The sequence below is a fragment of the Enterobacter sp. SGAir0187 genome, from assembly GCF_002952735.2.
Lineage (GTDB): Bacteria > Pseudomonadota > Gammaproteobacteria > Enterobacterales > Enterobacteriaceae > Enterobacter > Enterobacter quasiroggenkampii.
In genome coordinates, this window is record NZ_CP025034.2 from 1,213,853 (window position 1) to 1,240,412 (window position 26,560).

Sequence of the window (26,560 nt, forward strand, 5' to 3'; positions counted from 1 at the left end):
CCTCTCATCAGGCCGGATTAGGGATATCAATAAAGGTTACATCCAGATCGGTATTTTCCGTCAGCCACTCGCTGAGGGCACGAATACCGCCGCGCTCGGTGGCATGATGCCCGGCCGCGTAAAAATGCAGCCCCTGCTCACGTGCCGAATGAATCGTCTGCTCGGACACCTCGCCGGTGATAAAAGCATCGACACCAAAACGCGCGGCGCTGTCGATAAAGCCCTGCCCGCCTCCGGTGCACCAGGCCACACGCTTCACCGTATCCGGGCCGGTATCACCGCTCCATAGCGGACGACGCCCCAGGCGCGCTTCAATCCACGAGGCCAGCTCCAGCCCCGGAACCGGCATCGCCAGTTCGCCCCACGGCACCAGCGGCTCAATCTCGCCCATCACGGTAATGCCCAGTAGCTGCGCCAGCTGGACGTTGTTACCGAGCTCCGGGTGCGCATCCAGCGGCAGGTGGTAACCGTACAGGTTAATGTCATTTGCCAGCAGCGTTTTCAGGCGGTTGCGCTTCATGCCGCGAATAATCGGCGATTCGTTTTTCCAGAAGTAACCGTGATGGACAATTACCGCATCAGCGTTCTGACGGACCGCCTCGTCCAGCAGCGCCTGGCTTGCCGTGACGCCGGTGATAATTTTCTGCACCGTTTCGCGCCCTTCTACCTGCAGGCCATTTGGACCGTAGTCGCTAAAGGAGGCGGTATTGAGTTTTTCGTTAATCAGGCGTTCCAGTTCGCTGTTTTTCATCATCACTCTCTTATGCTTTGCGGGCCGCTTCGTACGCAGCCAGCGTGGCGACACGCGCCTGTTTATGATCGACAATCGGACGGGGATAATTCAGTTTTACACGCTGTTTATCCGCCCATGCCCACGGTTCGTGGATCGCTTTAGCCGGTATCTCTTTTAGTTCAGGGAGCCAGCGGCGAATAAACTCGCCGTTCTCATCAAATTTTTGTCCCTGGGTGGTTGGATTAAAAATCCGGAAATAGGGAGCCGCATCGGTGCCCGTAGAGGCCGCCCACTGCCAGCCGCCGTTATTCGCGGCGAGATCGCCGTCGATCAGCTGAGAAATAAAATAGCGCTCTCCGATACGCCAGTCGATAAGCAGATCTTTCACCAGGAAGCTCGCGGTAATCATTCGCAGACGATTGTGCATCCACCCGGTTTCATTTAGCTGGCGCATAGCGGCGTCCACAATCGGATAGCCCGTCTCCCCTTTTTGCCAGGCCTGTAAAAGTGCCTCATCGTGCTGCCATTTTACGCTGTCGGTCCACGGAATGAACGGACGATGCTTACAGAGATTGGGATGGTACGTCATCAGATGGCGGTAGAATTCACGCCAGATAAGTTCGTTCAGCCAGACAGAACCGGTGCCTCCATCCAGCGCCTGCGGCTGCTCGGCCAGAAGACGGTGTAAACACTGGCGAGGAGAGATCGCGCCCAGCGCCAGACAGGCCGACAGGCGGCTGGTGCCCTCGATGGCCGGAAAATCTCGCCGCGCGTCGTAGTTGGCCGCGTCCTGTTTGCAGAACTGGCGGAGCTGCGCGATGGCCGCTTTTTCATCGGCGGGGAACAGCGCTTTATCAAACGGCTCCTGTGGGTAGTCAAACGTCAGTTCAAACAGGTCCTTCAGGGGTTCGCCCCTCGCGGCAGGCGCGGCAACGCACTCCGGCAGCGACTCTTTAAGACGCTTGATAAAGGCATTTTTAAACGGAGTGAAAACTTTATACATCTCACGGTTGCCGGTCATCACGCTGCCCGGCGCCAGCATCACGCTGTCATCAAATCCTTCACAGACCACATCCTCCAGCATCTTCTCCAGATGACGGTCGCGCTGCTGCTCGTTGAATTCGTACTGATAGTTGTAAAAAAGATGCGTGACGTTGTGCTGCTTACAGGTCTCCTGCACCGTCTGCAGCTGTGCGGCAAAATCACTTACCTCTTTATAAATCAGCGGTATGCCTTTTCCGGCCAGCGAATGCTGCAGATCGGTCAGATACGCACGCAGCAAGGCCGCCTGGCGTGGCGCCATATCATGCTGCCGCCACTGCTCGGGCGTAGCCACAAACAGAGCCAGTACGTTAGCGTCTTTGGCGCGGCAGGCCGCCGCCAGGGCGATGTTGTCATGTACGCGCAGGTCCGCGCGAAACCAAACCAGATGGGTGGGCATAAAACTCCAGGCAAATATCCATTATGTCCGTAAGGGCATGCCGTAAAAGGAAAAAGCATGCATTGAACTACTTTGCCATGAAGTGTAGACGGGATGAAATAAAAAAGGCCGCCCAAGGCGGCCTTAACGCTACTTGTCCTGCGCTATCGTGGCTAAAGCGACAAACCCGATCGGTTCATCACTTTTGACAACGAGTACGCTGGCGACAATGAACGCGATGCAAAAATAGCGTTTCATTATGCGGTCCCTGCTGCTAACCGCTCCACCGTTCACCACCGGTGATAAGTCGGTGGACACAAGCTCTGACGAGAGCCTGACTTACGGTTGAGGTCACGCCTTTCCCGGGACCGGTGCCCATGTGCGAGATGGCGGAAAGGGACGCTGCATAGTAGTTGGCCCTGGCGTAAAACGTAATCCATCGAAAAGGTTTTTAAGAATATATTTAGGGAGTTGCAGTTTGATTACTTAAGGACCCGAGATATTCTTTTAAGCCTCTGACGAGGGCTTGAAAACCACCCAACGGACCGCGAATCCGGAGGGACAAAAAAACCGCCACATTGCTGTTGGCGGTTTTTTTATTGCTGTGTGTAGTCTTAGTAGAAGTCGCAGGTCGCTTTCTCGGCCTGATCCATCCATACCGGCTTCTCGCTGGTTTTCGCCCAGACGCGGTGCAGATAGCTATAAAAACGTGCACGATCTTTCCAGAACAGCATCACCGGCAGAGCCAGCACGCCAGCCACTACGGCGAAAGCGCGGCGCATGAACACGATATGAGCCGGAAACTCTTTATAAAGATCCATATTTTTCTCCCCTATAGTTGGCCGGAAACGTCATCCGGAAAATTCAAAATCTGTGACCTGGCTAAAATAATATCGCTTTGTTTGTAATTTTACTACTCATCCGACCACTTATTTTCGTCCGTTTAGCCAAAATTTACACTCGCACCGTAATTAAGTTACAAAAAAGTTAACGATTTACTTATCAATAGTTAAATTGTGGGCTTTGCCATTTTTATACTTTTTTTACACCCGCCCTTCTCATTTTTGCGAAATCTTTGCGCCATAAATCCTACCGTTAGCACAACAACAAAAGTCACCCGGAGGTGGATTGTGAGTGCAGGTCTTATTGCCGGCATCGTGCTGGTGTTCCTGTTATTGGGTTATCTGGTTTATGCCCTGATTAATGCGGAGGCATTCTGATGGCTGCTCAGGCGTTTTTGCTTATTGCCAGTTTCTTAGTGGTGTTGTTCGTCCTGGCAAGGCCACTGGGCTCGGGGCTGGCACGGCTCATCAATAATGTTCCCCTGCCCGGCACGGGAAGCGTTGAAAAAGGGATCTGGCGCGTACTGGGTGTAGACGATCGGGAGATGAACTGGCGTGACTATCTGATCGCCATTCTGCTGCTGAACATCGTCGGACTCATTGCGCTTTTTGCCATGCTGATGCTGCAGGGTATCCTGCCGCTGAATCCGCAACAATTACCGGGTCTGTCCTGGCATCTTGCGCTGAACACGGCAGTCAGTTTTGTCACCAACACCAACTGGCAGTCCTATTCCGGCGAAACCACGCTCAGCTACTTCAGCCAGATGGTCGGGTTAACCGTGCAGAACTTCCTCTCTGCCGCCAGCGGTATTGCGGTGATCTTCGCGCTGACGCGTGCGTTTGCACGCCAGAAAGTGAGCACGCTGGGTAACGCGTGGGTAGACCTGACGCGCATTACGCTGTGGATCCTGCTGCCGATTGCGCTGCTGATCGCGCTGTTCTTCATTCAGCAGGGCAGCCTGCAAAACCTGCTGCCCTACGCGCCCTATACCTCGCTGGAGGGCGCAAAACAGCTCCTGCCGATGGGCCCAGTGGCGTCGCAGGAAGCCATCAAAATGCTCGGAACGAACGGCGGCGGATTCTTCAACGCCAACTCGTCGCATCCGTTTGAAAACCCTACCGCCCTGACCAATTTTGTGCAGATGCTGGCGATCTTCCTGATCCCCGCCGCGCTCTGTTTCGCCTTTGGTGATGTGGTCAACGATCGCCGTCAGGGGCGCACCCTGCTCTGGACCATGTCGCTTATCTTCGTGGTCTGTGTTGCGCTGGTGATGTGGGCCGAATGGCAGGGTAATCCGCACTTCCTCTCACTCGGGGCCGATAGTGCAATCAACATGGAAGGTAAAGAGAGCCGCTTTGGCATTCTCGCCAGCAGCCTGTATGCGGTGGTCACCACAGCAGCGTCGTGCGGGGCCGTCAATGCCATGCATGATTCCTTTACGGCGCTGGGTGGCATGATCCCGATGTGGCTGATGCAGATTGGCGAGGTGGTATTTGGCGGCGTGGGCTCCGGTCTTTACGGCATGCTGCTGTTCGTGCTGCTGGCGGTGTTTATTGCCGGTCTGATGATTGGCCGCACCCCGGAATATCTGGGTAAAAAAATCGACGTTCGCGAGATGAAATTAACCGCGCTGGCAATCCTGGTCACCCCGGCTCTCGTGCTGCTCGGCACCGCGCTGGCGCTGATGACCGAGGCCGGACGCAGCGGCATCTTTAACCCCGGCATTCACGGTTTCAGTGAAGTGCTGTATGCCGTCTCCTCTGCCGCCAACAACAACGGCAGCGCCTTTGCGGGCTTAAGCGCCAACTCACCATTCTGGAACTGCCTGCTGGCGTTCTGCATGTTCGTGGGTCGCTTTGGGATCATTGTGCCGGTGTTGGCGATAGCCGGATCGCTGGTGAACAAAAAAATCCAGCCGACCACCACCGGGACATTGCCGACCCACGGCGCGCTGTTTATCGGCCTGCTGACGGGCACCGTGTTGCTGGTCGGCGCCCTGACCTTTATCCCCGCCCTCGCGTTAGGCCCGGTCGCGGAATACCTCTCTTTACGCTGATTTTGCGGAGAAATTGTCATGAGTCGTAAACAACTGGCCCTGTTCGAACCGTCATTAGTTCGCCAGGCGCTCATGGATGCGGTGAAAAAGCTGAGCCCGCGCGTGCAGTGGCACAACCCGGTGATGTTTATCGTCTGGGCGGGAAGCGTCCTGACCACCGCCCTGGCGATTGCCATGGGAACGGGCCATATGCCGGGAAATGCGATGTTTACCGGCGCCATCAGCCTGTGGCTGTGGTTTACCGTGCTGTTCGCCAACTTTGCGGAAGCGCTGGCGGAAGGCCGGAGCAAAGCCCAGGCCAATAGCCTGAAAGGGGTGAAAAAAACCGCCTTCGCGCGCAAACTACGTGAACCGAAGTACGGTGCGCAGATGGACCACGTTCCGGCGGATGAACTGCGTAAAGGCGATGTGGTACTGGTGGAAGCCGGTGACATCATCCCTTGCGACGGCGAAGTCATTGAAGGGGGCGCATCGGTGGATGAAAGCGCCATCACCGGCGAATCCGCGCCGGTGATCCGTGAGTCCGGCGGGGATTTCGCCTCCGTGACGGGCGGGACGCGCATTCTCTCCGACTGGCTGGTGATCCAGTGCAGCGTTAACCCGGGTGAAACCTTCCTCGACCGGATGATTGCCATGGTGGAAGGCGCACAGCGCCGTAAAACGCCAAACGAGATTGCCCTGACCATCCTGCTGGTGGCCCTGACCATTGTCTTCCTGCTGGCAACCGCCACACTGTGGCCGTTCTCCGCCTATGGCGGTACCGCGGTCACCGTCACGGTGCTGGTGGCGCTGCTGGTTTGTCTGATCCCAACCACCATTGGCGGCCTGCTGTCGGCCATCGGCGTGGCTGGCATGAGCCGTATGCTCGGTGCCAACGTCATCGCCACCAGCGGGCGTGCCGTAGAAGCCGCCGGTGACGTGGATGTGTTGCTGCTGGATAAAACCGGGACCATTACCCTCGGTAACCGCCAGGCGTCGGATTTCTTACCCGCCCCGGGCGTGGATGAAAAAACGCTGGCGGATGCCGCCCAGCTCTCATCCCTTGCCGATGAAACCCCGGAAGGCCGCAGTATTGTGATCCTCGCCAAGCAGCGCTTTAACCTGCGCCAGCGCGACGTTCAGAGCCTGCACGCCACTTTCGTGCCCTTCACGGCGCAAACCCGCATGAGCGGAATTAACATTCAGGATCGCATGATCCGTAAAGGCTCGGTTGACGCGATCCGCCGCCACATCGAGGCTAACAACGGCCACTTCCCGCCGGAAGTGGACAGCCTGGTCGAAAGCGTGGCCCGTCAGGGGGCGACGCCGCTGGTGGTGGCCGAAGGCGCGCGCGTGCTCGGGGTCATTGCCCTGAAGGACATCGTCAAAGGCGGCATCAAAGAGCGCTTTGCCCAGCTGCGTAAAATGGGGATCAAAACGGTGATGATCACCGGGGATAACCGTCTTACCGCCGCGGCGATTGCCGCCGAAGCGGGCGTGGATGATTTCCTTTCCGAAGCCACACCGGAAGCCAAGCTGGCACTGATTCGTCAGTATCAGGCGGAAGGCCGTCTGGTGGCGATGACCGGCGACGGGACCAACGATGCTCCTGCCCTCGCGCAGGCCGACGTGGCGGTGGCGATGAACTCCGGAACCCAGGCAGCAAAAGAGGCGGGCAACATGGTCGACCTCGACTCTAACCCGACCAAGCTGATTGAAGTGGTGCACATTGGCAAGCAGATGCTGATGACGCGCGGGTCGCTGACCACGTTCAGTATCGCCAACGACGTGGCGAAGTATTTCGCCATCATTCCGGCCGCGTTTGCCGCGACCTATCCGCAGTTAAATGCCCTGAACGTGATGCACTTGCACTCTCCGGCCTCGGCGATTCTGAGCGCAGTCATCTTTAACGCCCTGATTATTGTCTTCCTGATCCCGCTGGCGCTAAAAGGCGTGAGCTACAAGCCGCTCACGGCCGCCGCCATGCTGCGCCGTAACCTGTGGATTTACGGCCTGGGCGGGCTGGTGGTGCCCTTCGTCGGTATCAAGGTTATCGACCTGCTGTTGACGCTGTTCGGCCTGGTTTAAAAGGTGAATCAAATGACCATGTTACGCCCCGCTATACTTCTGTTTATTCTGCTGTCTCTCATTACCGGCGGGCTGTACCCGCTGGTAACCACCGCGCTGGGCCAGTGGTGGTTTAAGGATCAGGCTAACGGCTCGTTGATACTGCAAAACGGTGAAAACCGCGGTTCTCGCCTGATTGGTCAGAACTTTACGGATGCCCGCTACTTCCAGGGACGCCCTTCCGCCACTGCCGAAAGCCCGTATAATCCGATGGCATCCGGCGGCAGCAACCTGGCGGGCAGCAACCCTGAACTGGACAAAGCCGTCGCTGAGCGCGTAGCAGCCCTGCGCGCCGCGAATCCGCAGGCCAGCCGTGACGTTCCCGTGGAGCTGGTGACCGCCTCGGCCAGCGGGCTGGACTACAGCCTGACGCCGGCAGCGGTGGCATGGCAGATCCCGCGCGTTGCCGCTGCCCGTCAGCTGACCGTCGAACAGGTGAGCAGGCTTGTGGCAGAGCACACGCAAAAGCCGCTGGTCAGCTTCATCGGCATGCCCGTGGTAAATATTGTTGAGCTGAATCTGGCGCTGGACGCGCTAAGGAAAAACTAAATGACCGACGAGCCCATGCGCCCGGATCCGGACAGGCTGCTCGAACAAACAGCTGAAGCCCATCGCGGCAAACTGAAAATTTTCTTCGGCGCCTGTGCGGGCGTCGGGAAAACCTTCGCCATGCTAACGGAAGCCCAGCGGCTTCGGGCGCAGGGGCTCGATATTCTGATCGGCGTGGTTGAAACCCACGGACGTAAAGAGACAGCATCACTGCTGAAGGGGCTGGCTACCCAGCCGCCCCGCCGCATCAGCCATCGCGGTCGGTTAGTCACTGAATTCGATCTCGATTCCGCCCTCGCCCGCCGTCCCGCGCTTATCCTGATGGACGAGCTGGCGCACAGCAATGCGCCTGGCTCACGCCATCCAAAACGCTGGCAGGATGTTGAAGAATTACTTGAAGCCGGCATCGATGTGTTTACCACGGTTAACGTTCAGCATCTCGAAAGCCTGAACGATGTGGTCAGCGGCGTGACCGGCATTCAGGTGCGCGAGACGGTGCCCGACCCCTTCTTTGATTCCGCGGACGAGGTGGTGCTGGTCGACCTGCCCCCCGATGATTTGCGCCAGCGCCTGCACGAAGGCAAAGTGTACATCGCCGGCCAGGCCGAGCGCGCCATCGAACATTTCTTCCGTAAAGGCAACCTGATTGCCCTGCGCGAGCTGGCCTTGCGCCGAACCGCCGACCGGGTGGACGATCAGATGCGCGCCTGGCGCGACCTGCAGGGCCAGGAACGCGTCTGGCACACGCGGGATGCCATCCTGCTGTGTGTCGGTCACGGCAGCGGCAACGAAAAACTTGTCCGCACCGCCGCGCGCCTGGCGGCCAAATTTGGCAGCGTCTGGCATGCGGTGTATGTCGAAACGCCGCAGCTGCACGCGCTGCCCGAAAACCAGCGTCGCGCGATCCTGAGTTCGCTGCGTCTGGCGCAGGAGCTGGGTGCCGAAACCGCGACGCTTTCCGATCCGCAGGAAGATAAAGCCATTCTGCGCTACGCGCGCGAGCATAACCTGGGGAAAATCGTCATCGGCCGTCGCCAGCATCGCCGCTGGTTTAGCCGCGAATCCTTTGCCGACAAGCTCGCCCGTCGTGCGCCGGATCTGGATCTGGTGATCGTGGCGCTGGACGACAAACCTACCCCCTTACCCAATCGCGCCCCGGACAGCCGCACCTTCAGCGATAAATGGCGCATTCAGCTTCGCGGATGTCTTGTCGCCGTCGTGCTCTGCGCCCTGATTACCGTGATTGCCAGCCAGTGGCTGATTGCGTTTGATGCTGCCAACCTGGTGATGATCTACCTCCTGGGCGTGGTGGTGGTGGCGCTCTTTTACGGGCGCTGGCCGTCGGTCCTGGCGACGGTTGTTAACGTCATCAGCTTCGATCTGTTCTTTATTGCCCCCCGCGGGACGCTGGCCGTCTCGGACGTACAGTACATCCTCACCTTCGCGGTGATGCTCACCGTCGGGCTGGTGATCGGGAATCTGACGGCGGGCGTGCGCTATCAGGCGCGTATCGCCCGCTATCGCGAACAGCGCACGCGCCATCTCTATGAGATGTCGAAATCGCTGGCGGTGGGCCGCACGCCGCTGGATATCGTGCAGACCAGCGAGCAGTTTATCCGCTCGACCTTTCATGCCAGCAACCTGATTTTGCTCCCGGACGAACACGGCAAGCTGCGCCCGCTGACGTCGGCCACAGGCATGACCCCCTGGGACGAAGCCATCGCGCGCTGGAGCTTTGACAAAGGCTTACCGGCGGGCGCGGGGACCGACACCCTCCCCGGCGTGCCCTATCAAATTCTGCCGCTGCGCAGTGCCGATAAAAATCAGGGGCTGGTCATCGTAGAGCCTTCCAACCTGCGCCAGCTGATGATCCCCGAACAGCAGCGTTTACTGGAGACGTTTACGCTGCTGGTTGCCAGCGCGCTGGAACGACTGGCCCTCACCGCCAGCGAGGAACAGGCCCGTCTGGCGAGCGAGCGTGAAAGCATTCGTAACTCGCTGCTGGCGGCGCTCTCGCACGATCTGCGTACCCCGCTCACCGTCCTGTTTGGTCAGTCAGAAATTCTGACGCTGGACCTGGCGGCGGAAGGCTCTAAACACGCCCTTCAGGCCAGCGAGATCCGCCAGCATGTGCTGAATACCACGCGCCTGGTGAATAACCTGCTCGACATGGCGCGTATCCAGTCGGGCGGATTTAACCTCAAAAAAGAGTGGCTCACGCTGGAAGAGGTGGTGGGCAGCGCGCTGAAAATGCTCGAGCCGGGCCTGGGCGGGCGGCATATTGCGCTGAACATGCCTGAGCCCCTGACCTTAATTCACGTTGATGGGCCCTTATTCGAACGGGTGCTGATCAATCTGCTGGAAAATGCCGCCAAATATGCGGGTGCCAGTGCGCAGATTGGGGTGGATGCGACGGTGGAAAATGGCACGCTTCGCCTTGACGTCTGGGATACCGGCCCCGGCATTCCAGTCGGGCAGGAGCTGGCTATTTTCGAGAAATTCGCACGCGGCAATAAGGAGTCGGCCATTCCAGGCGTCGGGCTGGGGCTGGCGATTTGCCAGGCGATCATTGACGTCCATGGCGGGTCCATTTCCGCAGAGAATCGTCCCGAAGGCGGCGCACGTTTTTGTGTTACACTTCCTCTGGAAACCCCGCCAGAACTTAATGAATTACCAGAGGATTTGTGATCAACGTTCTGATTGTTGAAGATGAGATCGCCATTAGCCGTTTTCTGCGCGCTGCGCTGGAAGGAGACGGTCTGCGCGTTCATGATGCGGGTACGCTTCAGCGGGGTTTAATTGAAGCCGCTACCCGCAAGCCGGACCTGGTGATCCTCGATCTTGGTCTACCGGACGGTGACGGCATCGATTTTATCCGGGAAGTCCGTCAGTGGAGCCAGATGCCGATCCTCGTGCTCTCCGCCCGTACGGAAGAAACGGATAAAATCGCCGCGCTGGATGCCGGGGCGGATGACTATCTGATTAAACCGTTTGGCATAGGCGAGTTACAGGCTCGCCTTCGCGTGGCGCTGCGTCGCCACAGCGCCACCACGCCTGCCGATCCAACCTACACGTTTGGGGATATCCGGGTTGACCTGGCCGCGCGGCGCATTGTGCGCGGCGATGAGGAGATTCACCTCACGCCCATTGAATTTCGCCTGCTCGCCGTACTGCTTAACAATCACGGCAAGGTTCTCACCCAGCGCCAGCTGTTAAGTCAGGTGTGGGGACCCAACGCCGTGGAACATAGTCACTATTTACGCATATATATGGGACACCTTCGTCAGAAACTCGAAGTCGACCCCGCTCGCCCTCGCCATTTATTAACTGAAACCGGTATCGGTTATCGGTTTATGCTCTGAATAACTATTCATTTTATTTTTAAATAAAACTAAAGCCCTCAGAAAATATTTCACAAATAACCCATAAGTTATTTATACGGGTTATTTTTGCTCATTTAAACATTGATAACACAACCCATTAACGCACTATCAATAAATCAGAGTTTTGATCTGAGATATTCATCAAAAACGACTATTTATTTCTAAAATGATCGGTTAACGGTGATCTTCTTCACAGTTAATCGCCTTTTCCTGGATAAAATGACCGTGCTTTCAATTACTGAAAGGAAAATGAATCATGGAAAACAACAATCGTTTAATGCCCCATATAAGGCGGACAACACATATCATGATGTTTGCCCACCGAAACTGCTTTGACTTTCATCTCTTTAATGCCCGGTAGTCCTTCGACTTCTGGCGCACTCGCTTACAGGTTACCCTGAAACATCCTATTTTACAGGCTATTGCCTGTGAACTCGTGCGCTCATTCATTTTGACTCAGACTCATCCGCACCGGGCGGACTGAATTTTAATCATCAAAAAAGCAATGTACTGATTTTAATCAGCGGCCACCCTTTGCTTTTTTTCCGGAAAATTATCGATTTCTTTCTTGCAAGAAATCGAGGGACGCTTATTACCTAAAATAAAGAGAGGAAGATGAAAAGTTTAAAAATCGCAGCCAGCCGTGCCTGTCCGGATTGCTTTACCACTCAGCGTGAACTGGTGGATGTCAGAACCTCTGATTATATCGACGTTGCCGCCATTGTGCTGGCGGTCAGTGATATTACCGACGGGATACTGGAGGAAATAGAAGCCACCGGATTTGGCATTCCTGTTTTTGTTGCGACGCATAAAGAAGAGATCATTCCGGCAGACTATTTATCGCGCATTCATGGCGTATTTGAGTATTCAGACACCAGCAACGACTTTTATGGACGCCAGCTGGAAGCGGCTGCCCTGCGGTATGAAACCCAGCTGCGCCCGCCGTTTTTCCGCGCCCTGGTCGACTACGTGAAGCAGGGCAACAGCGCGTTTGACTGCCCGGGCCATCAGGGCGGCCAGTTCTTCCGCCGCCATCCTGCCGGTAATCAGTTCGTTGATTTCTTTGGCGAGACGCTTTTCCGCGCCGATCTGTGTAACGCCGACGTCGCAATGGGCGATCTGCTGATTCACGAGGGCGCGCCGTGCATTGCGCAGCAACATGCGGCGAAGGTCTTTAATGCCGATAAGACCTATTTCGTGCTGAACGGCACCTCGTCATCTAACAAAGTGGTACTTAACGCCCTGCTCACCCCCGGCGACCTGGTGCTGTTTGACCGTAATAACCACAAATCTAACCATCACGGTGCCCTCCTCCAGGCAGGTGCAACGCCGGTCTATCTCGAAACCGCGCGTAACCCGTACGGCTTCATTGGTGGCATTGACGCCCACTGCTTCGAAGAGAGTTATCTACGAGAGCTGGTGGCAGAGGTGGCGCCGGGCCGTGCGCGCGATGCGCGTCCGTTCCGTCTGGCGGTGATCCAGCTGGGCACCTACGATGGCACCATCTACAACGCCCGTCAGGTGGTGGATAAAATTGGGCATCTGTGTGATTACATCCTGTTTGACTCCGCCTGGGTGGGTTACGAGCAGTTTATTCCGATGATGGCCGACTGCTCACCCCTGCTGCTGGAGCTGAACGAAAACGATCCGGGGATTTTGGTTACCCAGTCCGTGCATAAACAGCAGGCTGGCTTCTCGCAGACCTCGCAAATTCACAAGAAAGACAGCCACATCAAAGGCCAGCAGCGCTATGTCCCGCATAAGCGGCTGAATAATGCCTTTATGATGCACGCCTCCACCAGCCCGTTCTATCCGCTGTTTGCCGCGCTGGACATCAACGCCCGTATGCATGAAGGTCAGAGCGGCCGCAATATGTGGATGGACTGCGTGGTGAACGGTATTGAAGCGCGTAAGCTAATCCTGGAGAACTGCCGGTATCTGCGCCCCTTCGTGCCGGAGACGGTGGATGGCCGTCCGTGGGAAAGCTGGGACACGGCGGAGATTGCGACCGATCTGCGCTTCTTCCACTTCGTACCGGGTGAAAACTGGCACGCTTTTGAAGGCTACGCCGAGCATCAGTATTTTATCGACCCGTGCAAGCTCCTGCTGACCACGCCGGGCATTAACGCCCGCACCGGCGAGTATGACGACTTCGGCGTGCCCGCCACCATCCTCGCCAACTTCCTGCGTGAAAACGGCATCGTGCCGGAGAAATGCGATCTCAACTCGATCCTGTTCCTGCTCACGCCTGCGGAAGATATGGGCAAGCTGCAGCAGCTGGTGGCGCAGCTGGTGCGTTTCGAAAAACTGCTCGAGAGCGATGCTCCATTAAAAGAGGTGCTGCCTTCCATCTGCAGACAACATCCGGAACGTTACGCGGATTACACCCTGCGCCAGATCTGCCAGGAGATGCATGACCTGTACGCCCGCCACAACGTGAAGCAGCTGCAGAAAGAGATGTTCCGCAAGTCCCATTTCCCACGCGTGATGATGAACCCGCAGGACGCAAACTATGCCTATCTGCGCGGAGAAGTGGAACTGGTCTCCCTGCGCGACGCGGAAGGCCGCATCGCTGCTGAAGGCGCTCTTCCTTATCCGCCGGGGGTGCTGTGCGTTGTCCCTGGGGAGGTCTGGGGCGGCTCCGTGCTGCGCTACTTCACCGCGCTGGAAGAAGGCATCAACCTGCTGCCGGGCTTTGCGCCGGAGCTGCAGGGTGTGTACATCGAGGAGTGCGAGGGCCGTAAACAGGTTCGCTGTAACGTCATCAAACAACCCGCCGCTCAGCCCGCGCTGCTGAAAGGAGAGAAATTATGAGTAAGTCCAATAAGATGGGCGTGGTGCAGTTGACCATCCTCACCATGGTGAACATGATGGGCTCCGGCATCATCATGCTGCCCACCAAGCTTGCCGAAGTAGGAACCATTTCAATCATCTCCTGGCTGGTGACCGCCGTCGGCTCAATGGCACTGGCGTGGGCATTTGCCAAGTGCGGGATGTTCAGCCGCAAGTCAGGCGGCATGGGAGGCTACGCCGAGTATGCCTTTGGCAAGTCGGGCAACTTTATGGCCAACTACACCTACGGGGTATCACTGCTGATCGCCAACGTGGCGATTGCCATCTCCGCCGTGGGCTACGGTACGGAGTTGTTTGGCGCGACGCTTAGCCCGGTACAGATTGGTTTAGCCACCATCGGCGTGCTGTGGATCTGCACCGTGGCTAACTTTGGCGGCGCGCGTATCACCGGACAGCTCAGCAGCATCACCGTCTGGGGCGTGATTATTCCGGTTGTCGGCCTGTGCATTATCGGCTGGTTCTGGTTCAGCCCGACCCTGTACGCCAACTCCTGGAACCCGCACCATGTGCCGTTCTTCAGCGCAGTCGGCTCTTCTATCGCCATGACGCTCTGGGCCTTCCTCGGTCTGGAATCCGCCTGCGCGAACGCAGAAGTCGTTGATAATCCTGAAAAGAACGTCCCGATTGCGGTCCTCGGCGGTACGCTGGGCGCGGCGGTGATCTATATCGTCTCGACGAACGTCATTGCGGGTATCGTACCGAATATGGATCTGGCTAACTCCACGGCGCCGTTCGGGCTGGCCTTCGCGCAGATGTTCACGCCGGAAGTCGGGAAAGTGATTATGGGTCTGATGGTCATGTCGTGCTGCGGTTCACTCCTTGGCTGGCAGTTCACCATCGCGCAGGTGTTTAAATCCTCGGCTGATGAGGGTTACTTCCCAAAAATCTTCTCCCGCGTCACCAAAGCCGATGCGCCGGTGCAGGGCATGCTGGCGATTGTCATCTTCCAGAGCGGATTGTCGCTGATGACCATTAGCCCGTCGCTGAACAGCCAGTTCAACGTGCTGGTCAACCTGGCGGTCGTGACAAATATCATTCCGTATATTCTGTCGATGGCGGCGCTGGTGATTATTCAGAAAGTCGCGAAAGTGGATCCACGCAAGGCTCGAGCGGCGAATATCGTGGCGCTGATTGGGGCAATCTACAGCTTTTACGCGCTCTACTCATCCGGCCAGGAAGCGATGCTGTATGGCGCCATGGTAACCTTTATGGGCTGGACGCTGTACGGTCTTGTGTCGCCGAGATTTGAATTGAAGAACAAACATAGTTAAAAAAAAGCCCGGTGGCGCTAGCGCTTACCGGGCCTACGAGGTCAATGCAAAACGGCAACCCAAGGGTTGCCGTTTTTAATGTTTTCTCCCTCTCCCCGTGGGAGAGGGACGGGGTGAGGGCATCAGCCCGCACCCGAACACCACTTACGCGTTTTTCAGCACTTCGCTGACAATCTCTACCGCTTCTTTCTCAATCTGCTGACGGTGCTCAGCGCCGAGGAAGCTTTCGCAATAGATTTTATACGCATCTTCCGTACCGGATGGACGCGCGGCGAACCAGCCGTTTTCGGTCATCACTTTCAGCCCACCAATGGATGCGCCGTTACCCGGTGCCGCCGTCAGACGCGCAGTAATCGGGTCGCCGGCCAGGGTGCTTGCGCTGACCATCTCCGGAGAGAGTTTGGACAGGGCCGCTTTCTGAGCTGACGTCGCGCTGGCCTGAATACGGTTATAGCTTGGCGCACCAAAGCGTGCCGCCAGCTCGTTGTAATGTTCCTGCGGGTTTTTACCGGTAACCGCGGTAATCTCCGCCGCCAGCAGGCACATGATGATGCCGTCCTTATCGGTTGACCACGGGGTGCCGTCGAAACGCAGGAAGGACGCGCCTGCGCTCTCTTCACCACCGAAGCCAAAGCTGCCGTCGTGCAGACCGTCAACAAACCATTTGAAGCCCACCGGCACTTCCACCAGCTTGCGGCCCAGCGCGTCCACCACGCGGTCGATCATCGCCGAGGAAACCAGCGTTTTACCGACGGCCACCTCTTTGCCCCACTGCGGACGGTGCTGGAACAGGTAGTTGATCGCAACAGCCAGATAGTGGTTCGGGTTCATCAACCCGGCAGGGGTGACGATACCGTGGCGGTCGTAATCCGGGTCGTTGGCAAACGCCAGATCGAATTTATCACGCAGCGCCAGCAGGCCCGCCATCGCGCACTCGGAGGAGCAGTCCATACGGATCGCGCCGTCTTTGTCCAGGTGCATAAAGCGGAAGGTCTGATCGACGTGATCGTTCACGATGGTCAGATCCAGCTTGTAATGCTCGGCAATACGTTTCCAGTATTCAATACCGGAGCCGCCCAGCGGATCCACACCCAGCTTCAGGCCGGCTTTCTGGATGGCCGCCATATCGACGATATCCGCCAGACCTTCCACGAACGGCTGAACCAGATCCTGCTCTTTTACGTGGCCGGACGCCATCGCCGCATCCAGAGAGATGCGCTTCACGCCTTTCAGACCGTCGGCCAGCAAGGCGTTCGCACGATCTTCAACCACTTTGGTGACGTTGGTGTCTGCCGGGCCACCGTTAGGCGGGTTGTATTTGATACCACCGTCTTCCGGCGGGTTGTGGGATGGCGTGATAACGATACCATCAGCCAGCGCGCCACCTTTTTTGTTGTGTACCAGGATGGCGTTAGACACCGCAGGCGTTGGGGTGAAGCCGTTGTTCTCCTGAACAATGACATCGACGCCGTTTGCAGCCAGCACTTCCACAACAGAGATGAACGCCGGTTCAGACAGCGCATGGGTATCTTTACCCACGTAGCATGGACCGGTAACGCCGTTTTTAGCGCGCTCTTCCGCAATGGCCTGAGCAATGGCCAGAATGTGCGGTTCGTTAAAGCTGTGGCGCGCCGCGCTGCCGCGGTGGCCAGATGTACCAAACTTCACTGCGTGTTCTGCGTTGCCCACGACCGGTTTCAGCACGTAATACTGCGCGGTCAGCTGAGCGACGTTAATCAAATCGCTTTGTTGTGCAGGTTGGCCTGCACGGCTGTGATTTGCCATTACCGGGTCCTTCTGATGCAAGGGTTAAATTGTACCGCAAACCTTCTCAATCAATTCCGCCGGGAACTGCATGGACTGCATGATGTGTTCAATCATGCTGCACTTGCGGCCCGTATTGGTATTGGTGATCACCCAGTATGGGGTGCCAGAAACATGTTTGGGTTTGGTTTGATTGCCATTTTGCAGCAGCGTCTGCTCGTCGCCCGCGAAGTAGACGCGAGTACGACCGTGCAGCGACTCGGTCGCTTCAGCAAACGCTTTGTTATCCAGTGAATAAAGTGTAGACAGCACCAGCATAAAGCGGTTAACCGCCTTTTTTTGCTCCGCATACTCGTCGGAGAGCAGCAGCTCGCGCATCGCGCGCACTTTATCTTTTGCCGGCGTCACGGCAGGTTTTGCTTGTGCAACAACGCTCGGCTGAGACACGACATCTTTGGTGACTGGGGTAGCAGGCTGTGAAGCGGCGGAAATTTTAAGCATGCGCCGTAAAATGTCGGACGCGCTCTCCCCGATATGCCGCGTCTGGCTGGCAATATACTGATAGAGTTCGTCATCAACTTCGATTGTTTTCATCTTAATCCAGTGCGATATCTTATCTGAATACAAGTCATTGGGATTATAAGGTCAAATCCCAACAGCGGATAGCGTCAAACCAGGTTGGCGGCAAAAGTCAGATTAAACTGGAACCTTGCAGCCGGGCGGCAGAATGGTCAACATGATACCCTAACCTGACATACGTAAAAAAAGAACTTTGCCATGAAATTGAATACCCGAGCGCAAACTGCACAATCGCCGAACAATAATTCTCCCATCGTACTGGTTCACGGGCTTTTTGGCAGCCTGGATAACCTGGGCGTGCTGGCGCGCGATCTGGTTACCAACCACGATATTCTGCAGGTCGATATGCGTAATCACGGTCTTTCCGGGCGTTCTGACGAGATGACCTACGCCGCGATGGCGCAGGATCTGCTGGATACGCTGGATGCCAACGACTTGCAAAAGGTCACCCTCATCGGGCATTCAATGGGCGGCAAAGCGGTGATGGCCCTGACGGCGCTGGCCCCGGAGCGTATTAACGGCCTGGTGGTGATTGATGTTGCGCCCGTGGATTACGACGTGCGCCGTCACGACGAGATTTTTGCCGCCATCAATGCGGTCACAGAAGCGGGTGTCGCGACGCGTCAGCAGGCGGCTGCCGTCATGCGTGAGCATCTTGATGAAGAAGGCGTCGTGCAGTTCCTGCTGAAGTCGTTTGTTGACGGGCAATGGCGTTTTAACGTGCCGGTACTCTGGGAGCAATACAACAATATCGTGGGCTGGGAAACCGTCCCCGCCTGGCCACACCCTACCCTCTTTATTCGCGGCGGCAATTCCCCTTACGTTACCGACGCGTACCGCGACGCCATACTGGCGCAATTCCCACAGGCTCGCGCCCACGTCATTGCCGGAGCCGGACACTGGGTGCATGCGGAAAAACCTGACGCCGTGCTGCGCGCCATTCGCCGCTATCTTGCTGATACTGCAAATTGATTAAAAAGAGAGCGACTGGAAGGCTGCGGGCTTCCAGTCGTTGGCGTGCCGTTTTTGGTGATGTATGATGGCGCGCTTATCGCCCGGGCATTAGCAGGGCGGCGTGTTTCCCCCGAAGTCTCAGAATCATGGCCAAAGAACAAACGGACCGTACGACACTAGATCTGTTCGCGAATGAGCGTCGCCCGGGACGACCGAAGACGAATCCGCTTTCGCGCGATGAACAGCTGCGTATCAATAAACGCAATCAGCTTAAACGCGATAAAAATCGTGGGCTTAAGCGTGTCGAACTGAAGCTCAACGCCGACGCGGTCGATGCACTTAACGAGCTGGCCGAGGCGCGAAATATCAGCCGCAGCGAGCTCATTGAAGCGATGCTGATCGCCCAGCTTGAGACATTGCGCGGCCAGGCATAAGTCTGAAAAATCCCTTAATTACCCTTTTCATGTAGCACAGAGTGCAGTCCTGCGCGATAGCTGTTTCCGCAGGGTTGCCAGTTCTGCTATTATTGCCCTTATCCGTGGCCGAATTGCGCCACCATACTATTAAGTTTCAAGAGGTTATTTTACTCATGGCAATCATCGGCATTTTCTTTGGCAGTGATACCGGCAATACCGAAAATATCGCGAAAAACATTCAAAAACAGCTCGGTAAAGACGTTGCTGATGTGCATGACATCGCCAAGAGCAGCAAAGAAGATCTCGAAGGCTATGACATTCTGCTGCTGGGTATTCCGACCTGGTACTACGGTGAAGCCCAGTGTGACTGGGATGATTTCTTCCCGACGCTGGAAGAAGTGGACTTCAACGGTAAGCTGGTCGCCCTGTTTGGCTGCGGCGATCAGGAAGACTACGCCGAGTACTTCTGTGACGCGCTGGGTACCATCCGCGACATCATTGAGCCGAATGGCGCAGTGATCGTCGGGCACTGGCCGACAGCCGGTTACCACTTCGAAGCATCTAAAGGCCTGGCCGATGACGATCACTTCGTGGGCCTGGCCATCGACGAAGACCGTCAGCCAGAACTGACCGCAGAGCGCGTTGAGAAGTGGGTTAAGCAGATCCGTGAAGAACTGCACCTGGACGATATTCTTAACGCCTGATTTTTTATCGCGGCGCAACGGCGGTTGCGCCCGTGCACCAGGTCAAACCGATTAAATTAATTGCTACAAACTTTTAACTTTTTCGCCCAGACCTGTACAATGTCTCCCTGATAAATGTGGTTTTCCAGCGAGCAAGTTTGTCGGTGATGCCCCATTTTTATAAGCATATTTTGCCTGAGACTTGCAGTTTTCATTTAGCCATGGCAGTTCTATAATGAGACGCATTATCCTAGGTGCATTTTCTGTCACTTCCTACAGAAGTGAATCGTTTAGCAACAGGACAGATTCCGCATGACTGACAACAATACCGCATTAAAGAAGGCTGGCCTGAAAGTTACGCTTCCTCGGTTAAAAATCCTCGAAGTGCTTCAGGGTCCAGACAATCACCATGTCAGTGCGGAAGACCTTTATAAACGTCTTATCGACATGGGTGAAGAGATTGGGCTGGCTACCGTCTATCGCGTGCTGAACCAGTTTGATGACGCAGGCATTGTCACTCGTCATAATTTCGAAGGCGGTAAATCTGTATTCGAACTGACCCAGCAGCAGCACCACGATCACCTGATCTGCCTCGACTGTGGCAAGGTCATTGAATTTAGCGATGACTCTATCGAAGCGCGCCAGCGTGAAATCGCCGCGCGTCACGGTATCCGCCTCACCAACCACAGCCTGTACCTTTACGGTCACTGCGCTGAAGGCGACTGCCGTGAAGATGACCACGCGCACGACGCAAAATAAGCGAGTATTCATACTCTGAGCCAGCCGCAAGGTTGGCTTTTTTTTTGCCTGAAAAAAGCCCGGTGGCGCTGCGCTTACCGGACCTACGGGCTATGACACCTTAGTAGGCCTGGTAAGCGCAGCGCCACCGGGCGTAAAGCAACTTATTTATTGTTATTGCGTATCTCGTTCCAGATCTTGTCGCAACGCTTCGCCACTTCCTGATCGTTACCGGTTTTACGTGCCTGGATACAGGCCTGGTAATCCATCACGCGGACGTTCTCCTGCGTCGCAAACTGCTCATGCGCCTTTTCTTTCTTCAGCACATTCAGCACGCTCTGGCAGGCTTCAATTTTCTCCGGCGAACCTTCCGCCGTATTAATACAGGCACTGTAGGCCTCCCTGAGACGGGAGTCCTCTTTCGGTGCCTGAGTCTGAGCACACGCCACCAGCCCCGATGCCAACAGCGCGACGATTACGATTTTTTTCATCATATGCAGTCTCCGGTCCGGCGGGAGCTGACCCGCCGGACGATTCATCAGAAGATGGTGAACGGTGCGATAACCATGAATTTCACGTCACGTTCATCCTGGAAGATGTTGCCGTAACCGCCCGCGTAGCTCGGGATATCGGAGTGGTTGTCGTACTGGGTGAAGTGCAGTTTGAACATCGTGCCTTTCGCGCGGCCATCCTGCAGGGTATAGATTGCATCCAGGCTGTAGGAAGACTCTTTCAGGCGATAGTTTGGATCGTAGTAAGCATCCGGTGTTGCCATGTCGGCAGGTTTTGCATCCCAGGCGTAAGCGTAAGACGCGCCCACCGCCCAGCCAGGCAGGTTCCAGTTTTTCAGATCGTACATTGCGCCGAAGAAGACCGCTTTCTCACCGTCGGCGTTGAAGTCGGAGCGGTTATCCCACCAGATATCAAGACGACCATTGGAGGAGGCGTAGGTCGGGGTCATACGCTGCAGGAAGTAGCCCTGCTGCCCTTCCGCTTTCACCCATGTGCCTTCAAGACGCAAATCAACCTGACCGACCTTGTAGCCAAAGGTGAGCGCCTGCAGCCACGCGGTGCCGTCGTAGATGTCGTTGACACCACCGTTACTGACTTTGTCGCGCGTACCGTAGAACTGGTAGCTGGTACTCAATGGGCTACCCGCGATATCGAACTTATAGCTGGCCTTGGCAAAGTATTGATCGATATACCCTTGCGCCTGGCCAAATGCCGCTTCGAGAACCAGATCGTTTTTGAAGTCGTATTTCGCACCCAGCGAGTGAAGGTAATCGACCTTGGTTTTCTTATCGTTCTGGTAGAACTTGTCCATCTCAATGTGCCACGGTGCTTTGTACTCGTTGGTCCACATATAGGAGAAGCTCAGCGCACCCGCATCGCCGTAGTCAAAGTTAGCCCCTGCTTCCGCCCCCTGATAGGTACCCGGCATAAAGCTCCAGTGTGGGGCTAACAGCGTCTGGCCAGTTGGCTGAATATACCCCCCGCGTGCCCAGACCGGGCCGTATTTGAATTTCGCTGCGGCTTTGTAAAGGCTGATACCGCTCTTATCCCCGGACCAGTCTTCATCATAGGCTTTGTTGCTGGAGGAGAAGGCGATTTCGTTCGGGTGGCCGCTGTCGCCGTTTTCCGCCATTTCGATCGCGGTGAACGCGGCAATATCCAGACCGAACATATCCGCGGCGTAGCCTGACTGGAAATCCAGGTTGGCGTTCCAGGTGGAGTGCGAGAGGTTAGTTTTATATTTATCTTCAGTGACGTCTTTACGGTCACGCTCACGCTGCCAGTAATAAATACCGCCCGTGAGGGTAGAATCTTCGATGAAACCCGCTGCTTTTGCCTCTGGCGCAATCACCAGGCCCGACATTGCTGTCACACCGGCAATAGCCAGCGCCAGCGCACTACGTTTGCCACTGAACGTACGCATAGATTATTCCTCTTTGACGAATTAAAACGCCTGAAACGGCGTAAATAAAAAAGACCAAATGGTCAGGGGTAGTTTTAAATACCCTCGAATTAACTACCGTCTTTAGGTTATTTTTCGCGACGCGAATTATCAATGCTTTTCAGTGGGCAAAAGTCAGGATTATGACGAAGTGCACATAATTGGTAGTGCTTTGTAACATTTACGGGAAAGCGAGAAATGTCGGGGAATTATCAGTTATTTCAGTGGGTAGACGTGGTATCCCTTTCCTTTTATGTAACATTTTTAATTTTCGCAATGGTACAAACTTTTTTTAAAAAAAATAAGTAGCACCTCATTGACCTGTTATTTTCAGGATGCTTCTTTAGCCCCTGGCTTAATACCCTGATCGTTAAATAAAAAAACGCCGCACAGTGCGGCGTTTGTCTCTCATTGACCAGAGCAGGAATATTATTCGCCGATCTTCGTCCATGTATCACGCAGGCCTACGGTACGGTTAAATACCGGTTTTTCCGCCGTGCTGTGACGGCTGTCCAGGCAGAAGTAACCTTCACGTTCGAACTGGAACGCTTTGCCTGCTTCAGCCGCTTTCAGAGAAGGCTCCGCATAACCCTGCTTGATCACCAGAGATTCCGGGTTGATGGTCGCCAGGAAGTCTTCCGCCGTACCCGGGTTAGGTACGCTGAAGAGGCGATCGTACAGACGGATTTCTACCGGCAGCGCGTGGGATGCGCTCACCCAGTGAATAACGCCTTTCACCTTGCGGCCATCCGCCGGATCTTTGCTCAGCGTTTCAGCGTCATAAGTACAGAAGATGGTGGTGATATTTCCTTCCTCATCTTTTTCTACACGCTCGGCTTTGATGACGTAAGCGTTACGCAGACGCACTTCTTTGCCCAGCACCAGACGCTTGTACTGCTTGTTGGCCTCTTCACGGAAGTCAGCGCGGTCAATCCAGATCTCGCCGCTGAACGGCACGTCACGACTACCCATTTCCGGTTTGTTCGGATGGTTAGGCATGGAGACCAGCTCGCTTTCGCCCTGCGGATAGTTCTCGATGACCAGTTTCACCGGGTCGATAACGGCCATCGCGCGCGGAGCGTTTTCGTTGAGATCTTCGCGAATGCAGGATTCCAGAGAGGCCATCTCAATGGTGTTGTCCTGCTTGGTCACGCCGATACGCTTGCAGAATTCACGGATTGACGCCGCAGTGTAGCCACGACGACGCAGACCGGAGATAGTCGGCATACGCGGGTCATCCCAGCCCTCAACGTGCTTGTCGGTCACCAGCAGGTTCAGCTTACGCTTGGACATCACGGTGTATTCCAGATTCAGACGAGAGAACTCGTACTGGCGCGGGTGCACAGGAATGGTGATGTTATCCAGCACCCAGTCATACAGACGACGGTTGTCCTGGAACTCCAGCGTACACAGCGAGTGGGTGATGCCTTCCAGCGCATCGCTGATGCAGTGGGTGAAGTCGTACATCGGGTAGATGCACCACTTGTTGCCGGTCTGGTGGTGTTCAGCGAACTTAATTCGATACAGCACCGGATCGCGCATCACGATGAACGGCGATGCCATGTCAATTTTGGCACGCAGGCAGGCTTTGCCTTCTTCGAAGCCACCGGCACGCATTTTTTCAAACAGCGCCAGGTTCTCTTCCACGCTGCGGTCGCGGAACGGGCTGTTTTTGCCCGGCGCGGTCAGCGTACCGCGGTACTCACGGATCTCATCTGCAGACAGTTCGTCAACATACGCCAGACCTTTGTTGATAAGCTCTACCGCGTAGGCATACAGCTGATCAAAGTAGTCAGAGGAGTAGCAGATATCGCCAGACCAGTTGAAGCCCAGCCATTGCACGTCATTTTTGATGGACTCAACGTATTCGATGTCTTCTTTTACTGGGTTGGTGTCATCGAAACGCAGGTTGCACTGTCCCTGGTAGTCTTGCGCAATGCCAAAGTTCAGGCAGATGGACTTCGCATGCCCGATATGCAGGTAGCCATTCGGCTCCGGCGGAAAACGGGTATGAATTGTGGTGTGCTTACCACTGGCCAGATCTTCATCGATGATCTGACGAATAAAGTTACTCGGGCGGGCTTCAGCCTCACTCATCGTGGATTCCTCAAAGCGTAAACAACGTATAACGGCATATGATCTTATAAGCCGGACGTAGTGACAACCCTTAAAACGTCTCTGAAGAAAATAATGAGGGCATTTGCTGCAAAAAAAAGCGGCGGAGGATATCCCCCGCCGCTTAAGGCATGACTCTACTCAGGAGCGATTACTTGCCTTTAATCTCGTACAGCGGGGTTTGACCCGCAACAACCTGACCTTTCGCCTGGATGACCAGACCGCTGAAGTCGTCGATGTTGCTGCAAACCACCGGGCTAATCATGGAACGCGCGTTGGCATTCAGGAAGTCCAGATCCATTTCCAGAATCGGCTGCCCGGCCACCACTTCAGCCCCCTCTTCCACCAGGCGAGTAAAGCCCTGACCATTCAGCGCAACGGTATCGATACCCATGTGGACAACGATCTCCGCACCCTTTTCGGTTTCGAGGCAGAACGCGTGGTTGGTGTTGAAGATTTTCACGATGGTACCGGCAGCAGGAGACACCACGGTTTTATCCGTTGGTTTCACCGCCACACCGTCACCAACCGCTTTGCTGGCGAACGCTTCATCAGGGACCTGCTCAAGGTCAACCACGTCACCCGTTACCGGAGAGACCAGCGCGGCCACCGTCACGGCGTTAGGCACGGCCTGCGGCTTCGCTACCGGGGCAGCCGTAGACGCAGGTGCGCTGTCGGTTGACGCCGCCGCGACCGGTCCACGGGCAACCACTTTCTTCATTTCGTCACCGATGGATTCCGCTTTGGCGCCCACGATAACCTGGATAGTTTGTTTGTTCAGTTTAACCACGCCCGATGCACCAAGGCGTTTACACATTGCGTCGCTGACGCGCGCCGAGTCACCCACCGTCAGACGCAGACGGGTGATGCAGGCGTCAATGGCTTTCAGGTTGTCAGTCCCCCCGACGGCAGCGATATAGCTGGTCGCCAGCTGAGTCAGACCCTCTTCGGTATTGCTGTTGGCTTCGTTGGTGACCACGTCGTCTTTGGTGTCTTCGCGGCCCGGCGTTTTGAGGTTAAACATACGAATAACCGCAGTGAACAGCACGAAGTAGATGACGAAGAAGACCAGACCCATTACCACCAGCATCCAGACGTTCTTGCTTGCCGCCGGCAGGTTGTACATCAACACGTAGTCGATCGCGCCTGCAGAGAAGGAGAAGCCAGCATGGATGCCCAGCAGGGTCGCCACAAACAGGCTGATACCGGTAAGCACCGCATGCATGAGGTACAGCACCGGCGCCAGGAACATGAACAGGAATTCCAGCGGCTCGGTAACGCCGGTCAGGAACGCGGTAATCGCAACGGACAGCAGCATGCCGCCAACCATTGGGCGACGCGCTTTTGGCGCAGCCAGGTACATTGCCAGTGCAGCGCCCGGCAGACCAAACATCATGATTGGGAAGAAGCCAGACATAAACATGCCTGCGGTGCCATCACCCGCGTAGAAGCGGTTAATATCGCCGTGGAATACAGTGCCCGCAGCATTGGTGAACTCACCAATCTGGAACCATGCGATAGTGTTCAGCACCTGATGCAGGCCGGTTGGGATCAGCAGACGGTTGATAAAACCAAAGATACCTGAGCCCACTGCACCCGCTGAAACAATCCACTCACCGCCCGCATGGATCGCATGCTGTACCGGTGGCCAGACGTAGCCAAAGATAGCGGCCAGAACCAGACAGAAGAAACCTGTCGCGATCGGCACGAAACGTTTGCCGCCAAAGAAACTCAGGAAGTCTGGCAGCTTAATGTTTGCCCAGCGGTTGTACACAGCACCACCGACCAGACCGGTAATAATACCTGCCAGCACGCCCATGTTGATTTCCGGGTTAATCGTTACCATCGCTTTCGTCAGGATGAAATAACCGACTGCCCCTGCCAGCGCTGCAGCACCCGCGCTGTCTTTTGACCAGCTTGAGGCAACACCGATGGCGAAAATCAGCGCCAGGTTGTCAAAAATAGCACCGCCAGCCTGGGCAATAAACGGTACGTTAAGAAGATCGGGTTGCCCGAATCGCAGCAGCAACGCTGCAACCGGTAGCACGGCGATAGGGAGCTGCAAAGCCCTACCGAGGCGCTGGAAAAAACCTAAAATATTCATCCTATTCCCCCTACGAGACCCGTTTTTCAGGCTCGCGCA

The 26,560-nt window shown here is 55.8% G+C and carries 22 protein-coding genes; 13 read left to right on the top strand and 9 right to left on the bottom strand.

Annotated features, from left to right (window positions below):
* Positions 1–7: 7 nt before the first annotated feature.
* From CWR52_RS05885 to CWR52_RS05895, 3 genes are all read right to left on the bottom strand, one after another.
* Positions 8–751, bottom strand: coding sequence for a type 2 GTP cyclohydrolase I (locus tag CWR52_RS05885; protein WP_104949107.1), 744 nt, complete (start codon positions 749–751; stop codon positions 8–10).
* Between the two features lie 10 nt (positions 752–761).
* Positions 762–2,174: a deoxyribodipyrimidine photo-lyase gene (gene phrB / locus CWR52_RS05890; RefSeq protein WP_104949108.1), complete on the bottom strand. Its 1,413-nt coding sequence runs from the start codon at positions 2,172–2,174 to the stop codon at positions 762–764.
* Between the two features lie 593 nt (positions 2,175–2,767).
* Positions 2,768–2,974, bottom strand: coding sequence for a YbfA family protein (locus tag CWR52_RS05895; protein ID WP_008501079.1), 207 nt, complete (start codon positions 2,972–2,974; stop codon positions 2,768–2,770).
* Between the two features lie 309 nt (positions 2,975–3,283).
* Here CWR52_RS05895 and kdpF point away from each other — a divergent pair, with 309 nt between their 5' ends.
* The 9 genes from kdpF (at position 3,284) to potE (ending at position 15,214) form a co-directional block, all read left to right on the top strand.
* On the top strand, positions 3,284–3,373 hold the full coding sequence (kdpF, locus tag CWR52_RS05900; RefSeq protein WP_014069365.1) for a K(+)-transporting ATPase subunit F: 90 nt from the start codon (positions 3,284–3,286) through the stop codon (positions 3,371–3,373).
* Positions 3,373–5,052, top strand: coding sequence for a potassium-transporting ATPase subunit KdpA (gene kdpA, locus CWR52_RS05905; protein WP_104949109.1), 1,680 nt, complete (start codon positions 3,373–3,375; stop codon positions 5,050–5,052). Before kdpF ends, kdpA begins: the two co-directional genes overlap by 1 nt.
* Before the next feature lie 18 nt (positions 5,053–5,070).
* Entirely contained in the window at positions 5,071–7,119 is a 2,049-nt protein-coding gene (gene kdpB, locus CWR52_RS05910) for a potassium-transporting ATPase subunit KdpB (RefSeq protein ID WP_008501077.1), read from the top strand.
* A 12-nt stretch (positions 7,120–7,131) separates the two neighbouring features.
* Positions 7,132–7,707, top strand: a complete 576-nt coding sequence (kdpC, locus tag CWR52_RS05915) for a potassium-transporting ATPase subunit KdpC (protein ID WP_023343593.1) — start codon at positions 7,132–7,134, stop codon at positions 7,705–7,707.
* Positions 7,708–10,395, top strand: coding sequence for a two-component system sensor histidine kinase KdpD (gene kdpD, locus CWR52_RS05920; protein ID WP_104949110.1), 2,688 nt, complete (start codon positions 7,708–7,710; stop codon positions 10,393–10,395).
* Positions 10,392–11,069 carry a two-component system response regulator KdpE gene (kdpE, locus tag CWR52_RS05925; RefSeq protein ID WP_024908812.1) on the top strand — a complete coding sequence of 226 codons (678 nt, stop codon included), beginning with the start codon at positions 10,392–10,394 and terminating at the stop codon, positions 11,067–11,069. The genes kdpD and kdpE overlap by 4 nt, the downstream gene beginning before the upstream one ends.
* Positions 11,070–11,346: 277 nt before the next feature.
* Entirely contained in the window at positions 11,347–11,451 is a 105-nt protein-coding gene (gene speFL / locus CWR52_RS05930) for a leader peptide SpeFL (RefSeq protein WP_003858645.1), read from the top strand.
* Positions 11,452–11,705: 254 nt separating this feature from the next.
* Positions 11,706–13,904: an ornithine decarboxylase SpeF gene (gene speF, locus CWR52_RS05935; protein WP_104949111.1), complete on the top strand. Its 2,199-nt coding sequence runs from the start codon at positions 11,706–11,708 to the stop codon at positions 13,902–13,904.
* Entirely contained in the window at positions 13,901–15,214 is a 1,314-nt protein-coding gene (potE, locus tag CWR52_RS05940; protein ID WP_008501072.1) for a putrescine-ornithine antiporter, read from the top strand. Before speF ends, potE begins: the two co-directional genes overlap by 4 nt.
* A 144-nt stretch (positions 15,215–15,358) precedes the next feature.
* On the opposite strand, the gene pgm is transcribed toward potE, so the two are convergent.
* Entirely contained in the window at positions 15,359–16,999 is a 1,641-nt protein-coding gene (pgm, locus tag CWR52_RS05945) for a phosphoglucomutase (alpha-D-glucose-1,6-bisphosphate-dependent) (protein WP_104949112.1), read from the bottom strand.
* A 24-nt stretch (positions 17,000–17,023) separates the two neighbouring features.
* Positions 17,024–17,572, bottom strand: a complete 549-nt coding sequence (seqA, locus tag CWR52_RS05950; RefSeq protein ID WP_104949113.1) for a replication initiation negative regulator SeqA — start codon at positions 17,570–17,572, stop codon at positions 17,024–17,026.
* Positions 17,573–17,755: 183 nt separating this feature from the next.
* On the opposite strand from seqA, the gene ybfF reads away from it, so the two are divergent.
* From ybfF to fur, 4 genes are all read left to right on the top strand, one after another.
* Positions 17,756–18,529 (top strand): esterase, encoded by a 774-nt coding sequence (ybfF, locus tag CWR52_RS05955; RefSeq protein WP_104949114.1) that lies wholly within the window; start codon positions 17,756–17,758, stop codon positions 18,527–18,529.
* Between the two features lie 128 nt (positions 18,530–18,657).
* On the top strand, positions 18,658–18,945 hold the full coding sequence (gene ybfE, locus CWR52_RS05960) for a LexA regulated protein (protein WP_104949115.1): 288 nt from the start codon (positions 18,658–18,660) through the stop codon (positions 18,943–18,945).
* A 155-nt stretch (positions 18,946–19,100) separates the two neighbouring features.
* Entirely contained in the window at positions 19,101–19,631 is a 531-nt protein-coding gene (gene fldA / locus CWR52_RS05965; RefSeq protein WP_008501067.1) for a flavodoxin FldA, read from the top strand.
* Positions 19,632–19,922: 291 nt separating this feature from the next.
* Positions 19,923–20,369 (top strand): ferric iron uptake transcriptional regulator, encoded by a 447-nt coding sequence (gene fur / locus CWR52_RS05970; protein WP_014169146.1) that lies wholly within the window; start codon positions 19,923–19,925, stop codon positions 20,367–20,369.
* A gap of 143 nt (positions 20,370–20,512) precedes the next feature.
* Here fur and chiQ read toward each other — a convergent pair whose 3' ends face one another.
* From chiQ to nagE, 4 genes are all read right to left on the bottom strand, one after another.
* The gene (gene chiQ / locus CWR52_RS05975; protein WP_045909866.1) at positions 20,513–20,839 is read right to left on the bottom strand and encodes a ChiQ/YbfN family lipoprotein; all 327 of its coding nucleotides are present in this window, start codon (positions 20,837–20,839) and stop codon (positions 20,513–20,515) included.
* 47 nt (positions 20,840–20,886) lie between these two features.
* A complete protein-coding gene (gene chiP / locus CWR52_RS05980; RefSeq protein WP_023293022.1) occupies positions 20,887–22,284 on the bottom strand; it encodes a chitoporin ChiP in 1,398 nt (465 codons plus the stop codon).
* Between the two features lie 447 nt (positions 22,285–22,731).
* Positions 22,732–24,399, bottom strand: a complete 1,668-nt coding sequence (glnS, locus tag CWR52_RS05985; RefSeq protein WP_104949116.1) for a glutamine--tRNA ligase — start codon at positions 24,397–24,399, stop codon at positions 22,732–22,734.
* Positions 24,400–24,568: 169 nt separating this feature from the next.
* Positions 24,569–26,521 carry a PTS N-acetyl glucosamine transporter subunit IIABC gene (nagE, locus tag CWR52_RS05990; protein WP_104949117.1) on the bottom strand — a complete coding sequence of 651 codons (1,953 nt, stop codon included), beginning with the start codon at positions 26,519–26,521 and terminating at the stop codon, positions 24,569–24,571.
* Positions 26,522–26,560: the final 39 nt, after the last annotated feature.

Coding starts and splice junctions, on each gene's coding strand:
- CWR52_RS05885 (WP_104949107.1), bottom strand. CDS start 751: ATGAAAAACAGCGAACTGGAACGCCTGATTAACGAAAAACTCAATACC.
- phrB (WP_104949108.1), bottom strand. CDS start 2,174: ATGCCCACCCATCTGGTTTGGTTTCGCGCGGACCTGCGCGTACATGAC.
- CWR52_RS05895 (WP_008501079.1), bottom strand. CDS start 2,974: ATGGATCTTTATAAAGAGTTTCCGGCTCATATCGTGTTCATGCGCCGC.
- kdpA (WP_104949109.1), top strand. CDS start 3,373: ATGGCTGCTCAGGCGTTTTTGCTTATTGCCAGTTTCTTAGTGGTGTTG.
- kdpB (WP_008501077.1), top strand. CDS start 5,071: ATGAGTCGTAAACAACTGGCCCTGTTCGAACCGTCATTAGTTCGCCAG.
- kdpC (WP_023343593.1), top strand. CDS start 7,132: ATGACCATGTTACGCCCCGCTATACTTCTGTTTATTCTGCTGTCTCTC.
- kdpD (WP_104949110.1), top strand. CDS start 7,708: ATGACCGACGAGCCCATGCGCCCGGATCCGGACAGGCTGCTCGAACAA.
- speFL (WP_003858645.1), top strand. CDS start 11,347: ATGGAAAACAACAATCGTTTAATGCCCCATATAAGGCGGACAACACAT.
- speF (WP_104949111.1), top strand. CDS start 11,706: ATGAAAAGTTTAAAAATCGCAGCCAGCCGTGCCTGTCCGGATTGCTTT.
- potE (WP_008501072.1), top strand. CDS start 13,901: ATGAGTAAGTCCAATAAGATGGGCGTGGTGCAGTTGACCATCCTCACC.
- pgm (WP_104949112.1), bottom strand. CDS start 16,999: ATGGCAAATCACAGCCGTGCAGGCCAACCTGCACAACAAAGCGATTTG.
- seqA (WP_104949113.1), bottom strand. CDS start 17,572: ATGAAAACAATCGAAGTTGATGACGAACTCTATCAGTATATTGCCAGC.
- ybfF (WP_104949114.1), top strand. CDS start 17,756: ATGAAATTGAATACCCGAGCGCAAACTGCACAATCGCCGAACAATAAT.
- ybfE (WP_104949115.1), top strand. CDS start 18,658: ATGGCCAAAGAACAAACGGACCGTACGACACTAGATCTGTTCGCGAAT.
- fldA (WP_008501067.1), top strand. CDS start 19,101: ATGGCAATCATCGGCATTTTCTTTGGCAGTGATACCGGCAATACCGAA.
- fur (WP_014169146.1), top strand. CDS start 19,923: ATGACTGACAACAATACCGCATTAAAGAAGGCTGGCCTGAAAGTTACG.
- chiQ (WP_045909866.1), bottom strand. CDS start 20,839: ATGAAAAAAATCGTAATCGTCGCGCTGTTGGCATCGGGGCTGGTGGCG.
- chiP (WP_023293022.1), bottom strand. CDS start 22,284: ATGCGTACGTTCAGTGGCAAACGTAGTGCGCTGGCGCTGGCTATTGCC.
- glnS (WP_104949116.1), bottom strand. CDS start 24,399: ATGAGTGAGGCTGAAGCCCGCCCGAGTAACTTTATTCGTCAGATCATC.
- nagE (WP_104949117.1), bottom strand. CDS start 26,521: ATGAATATTTTAGGTTTTTTCCAGCGCCTCGGTAGGGCTTTGCAGCTC.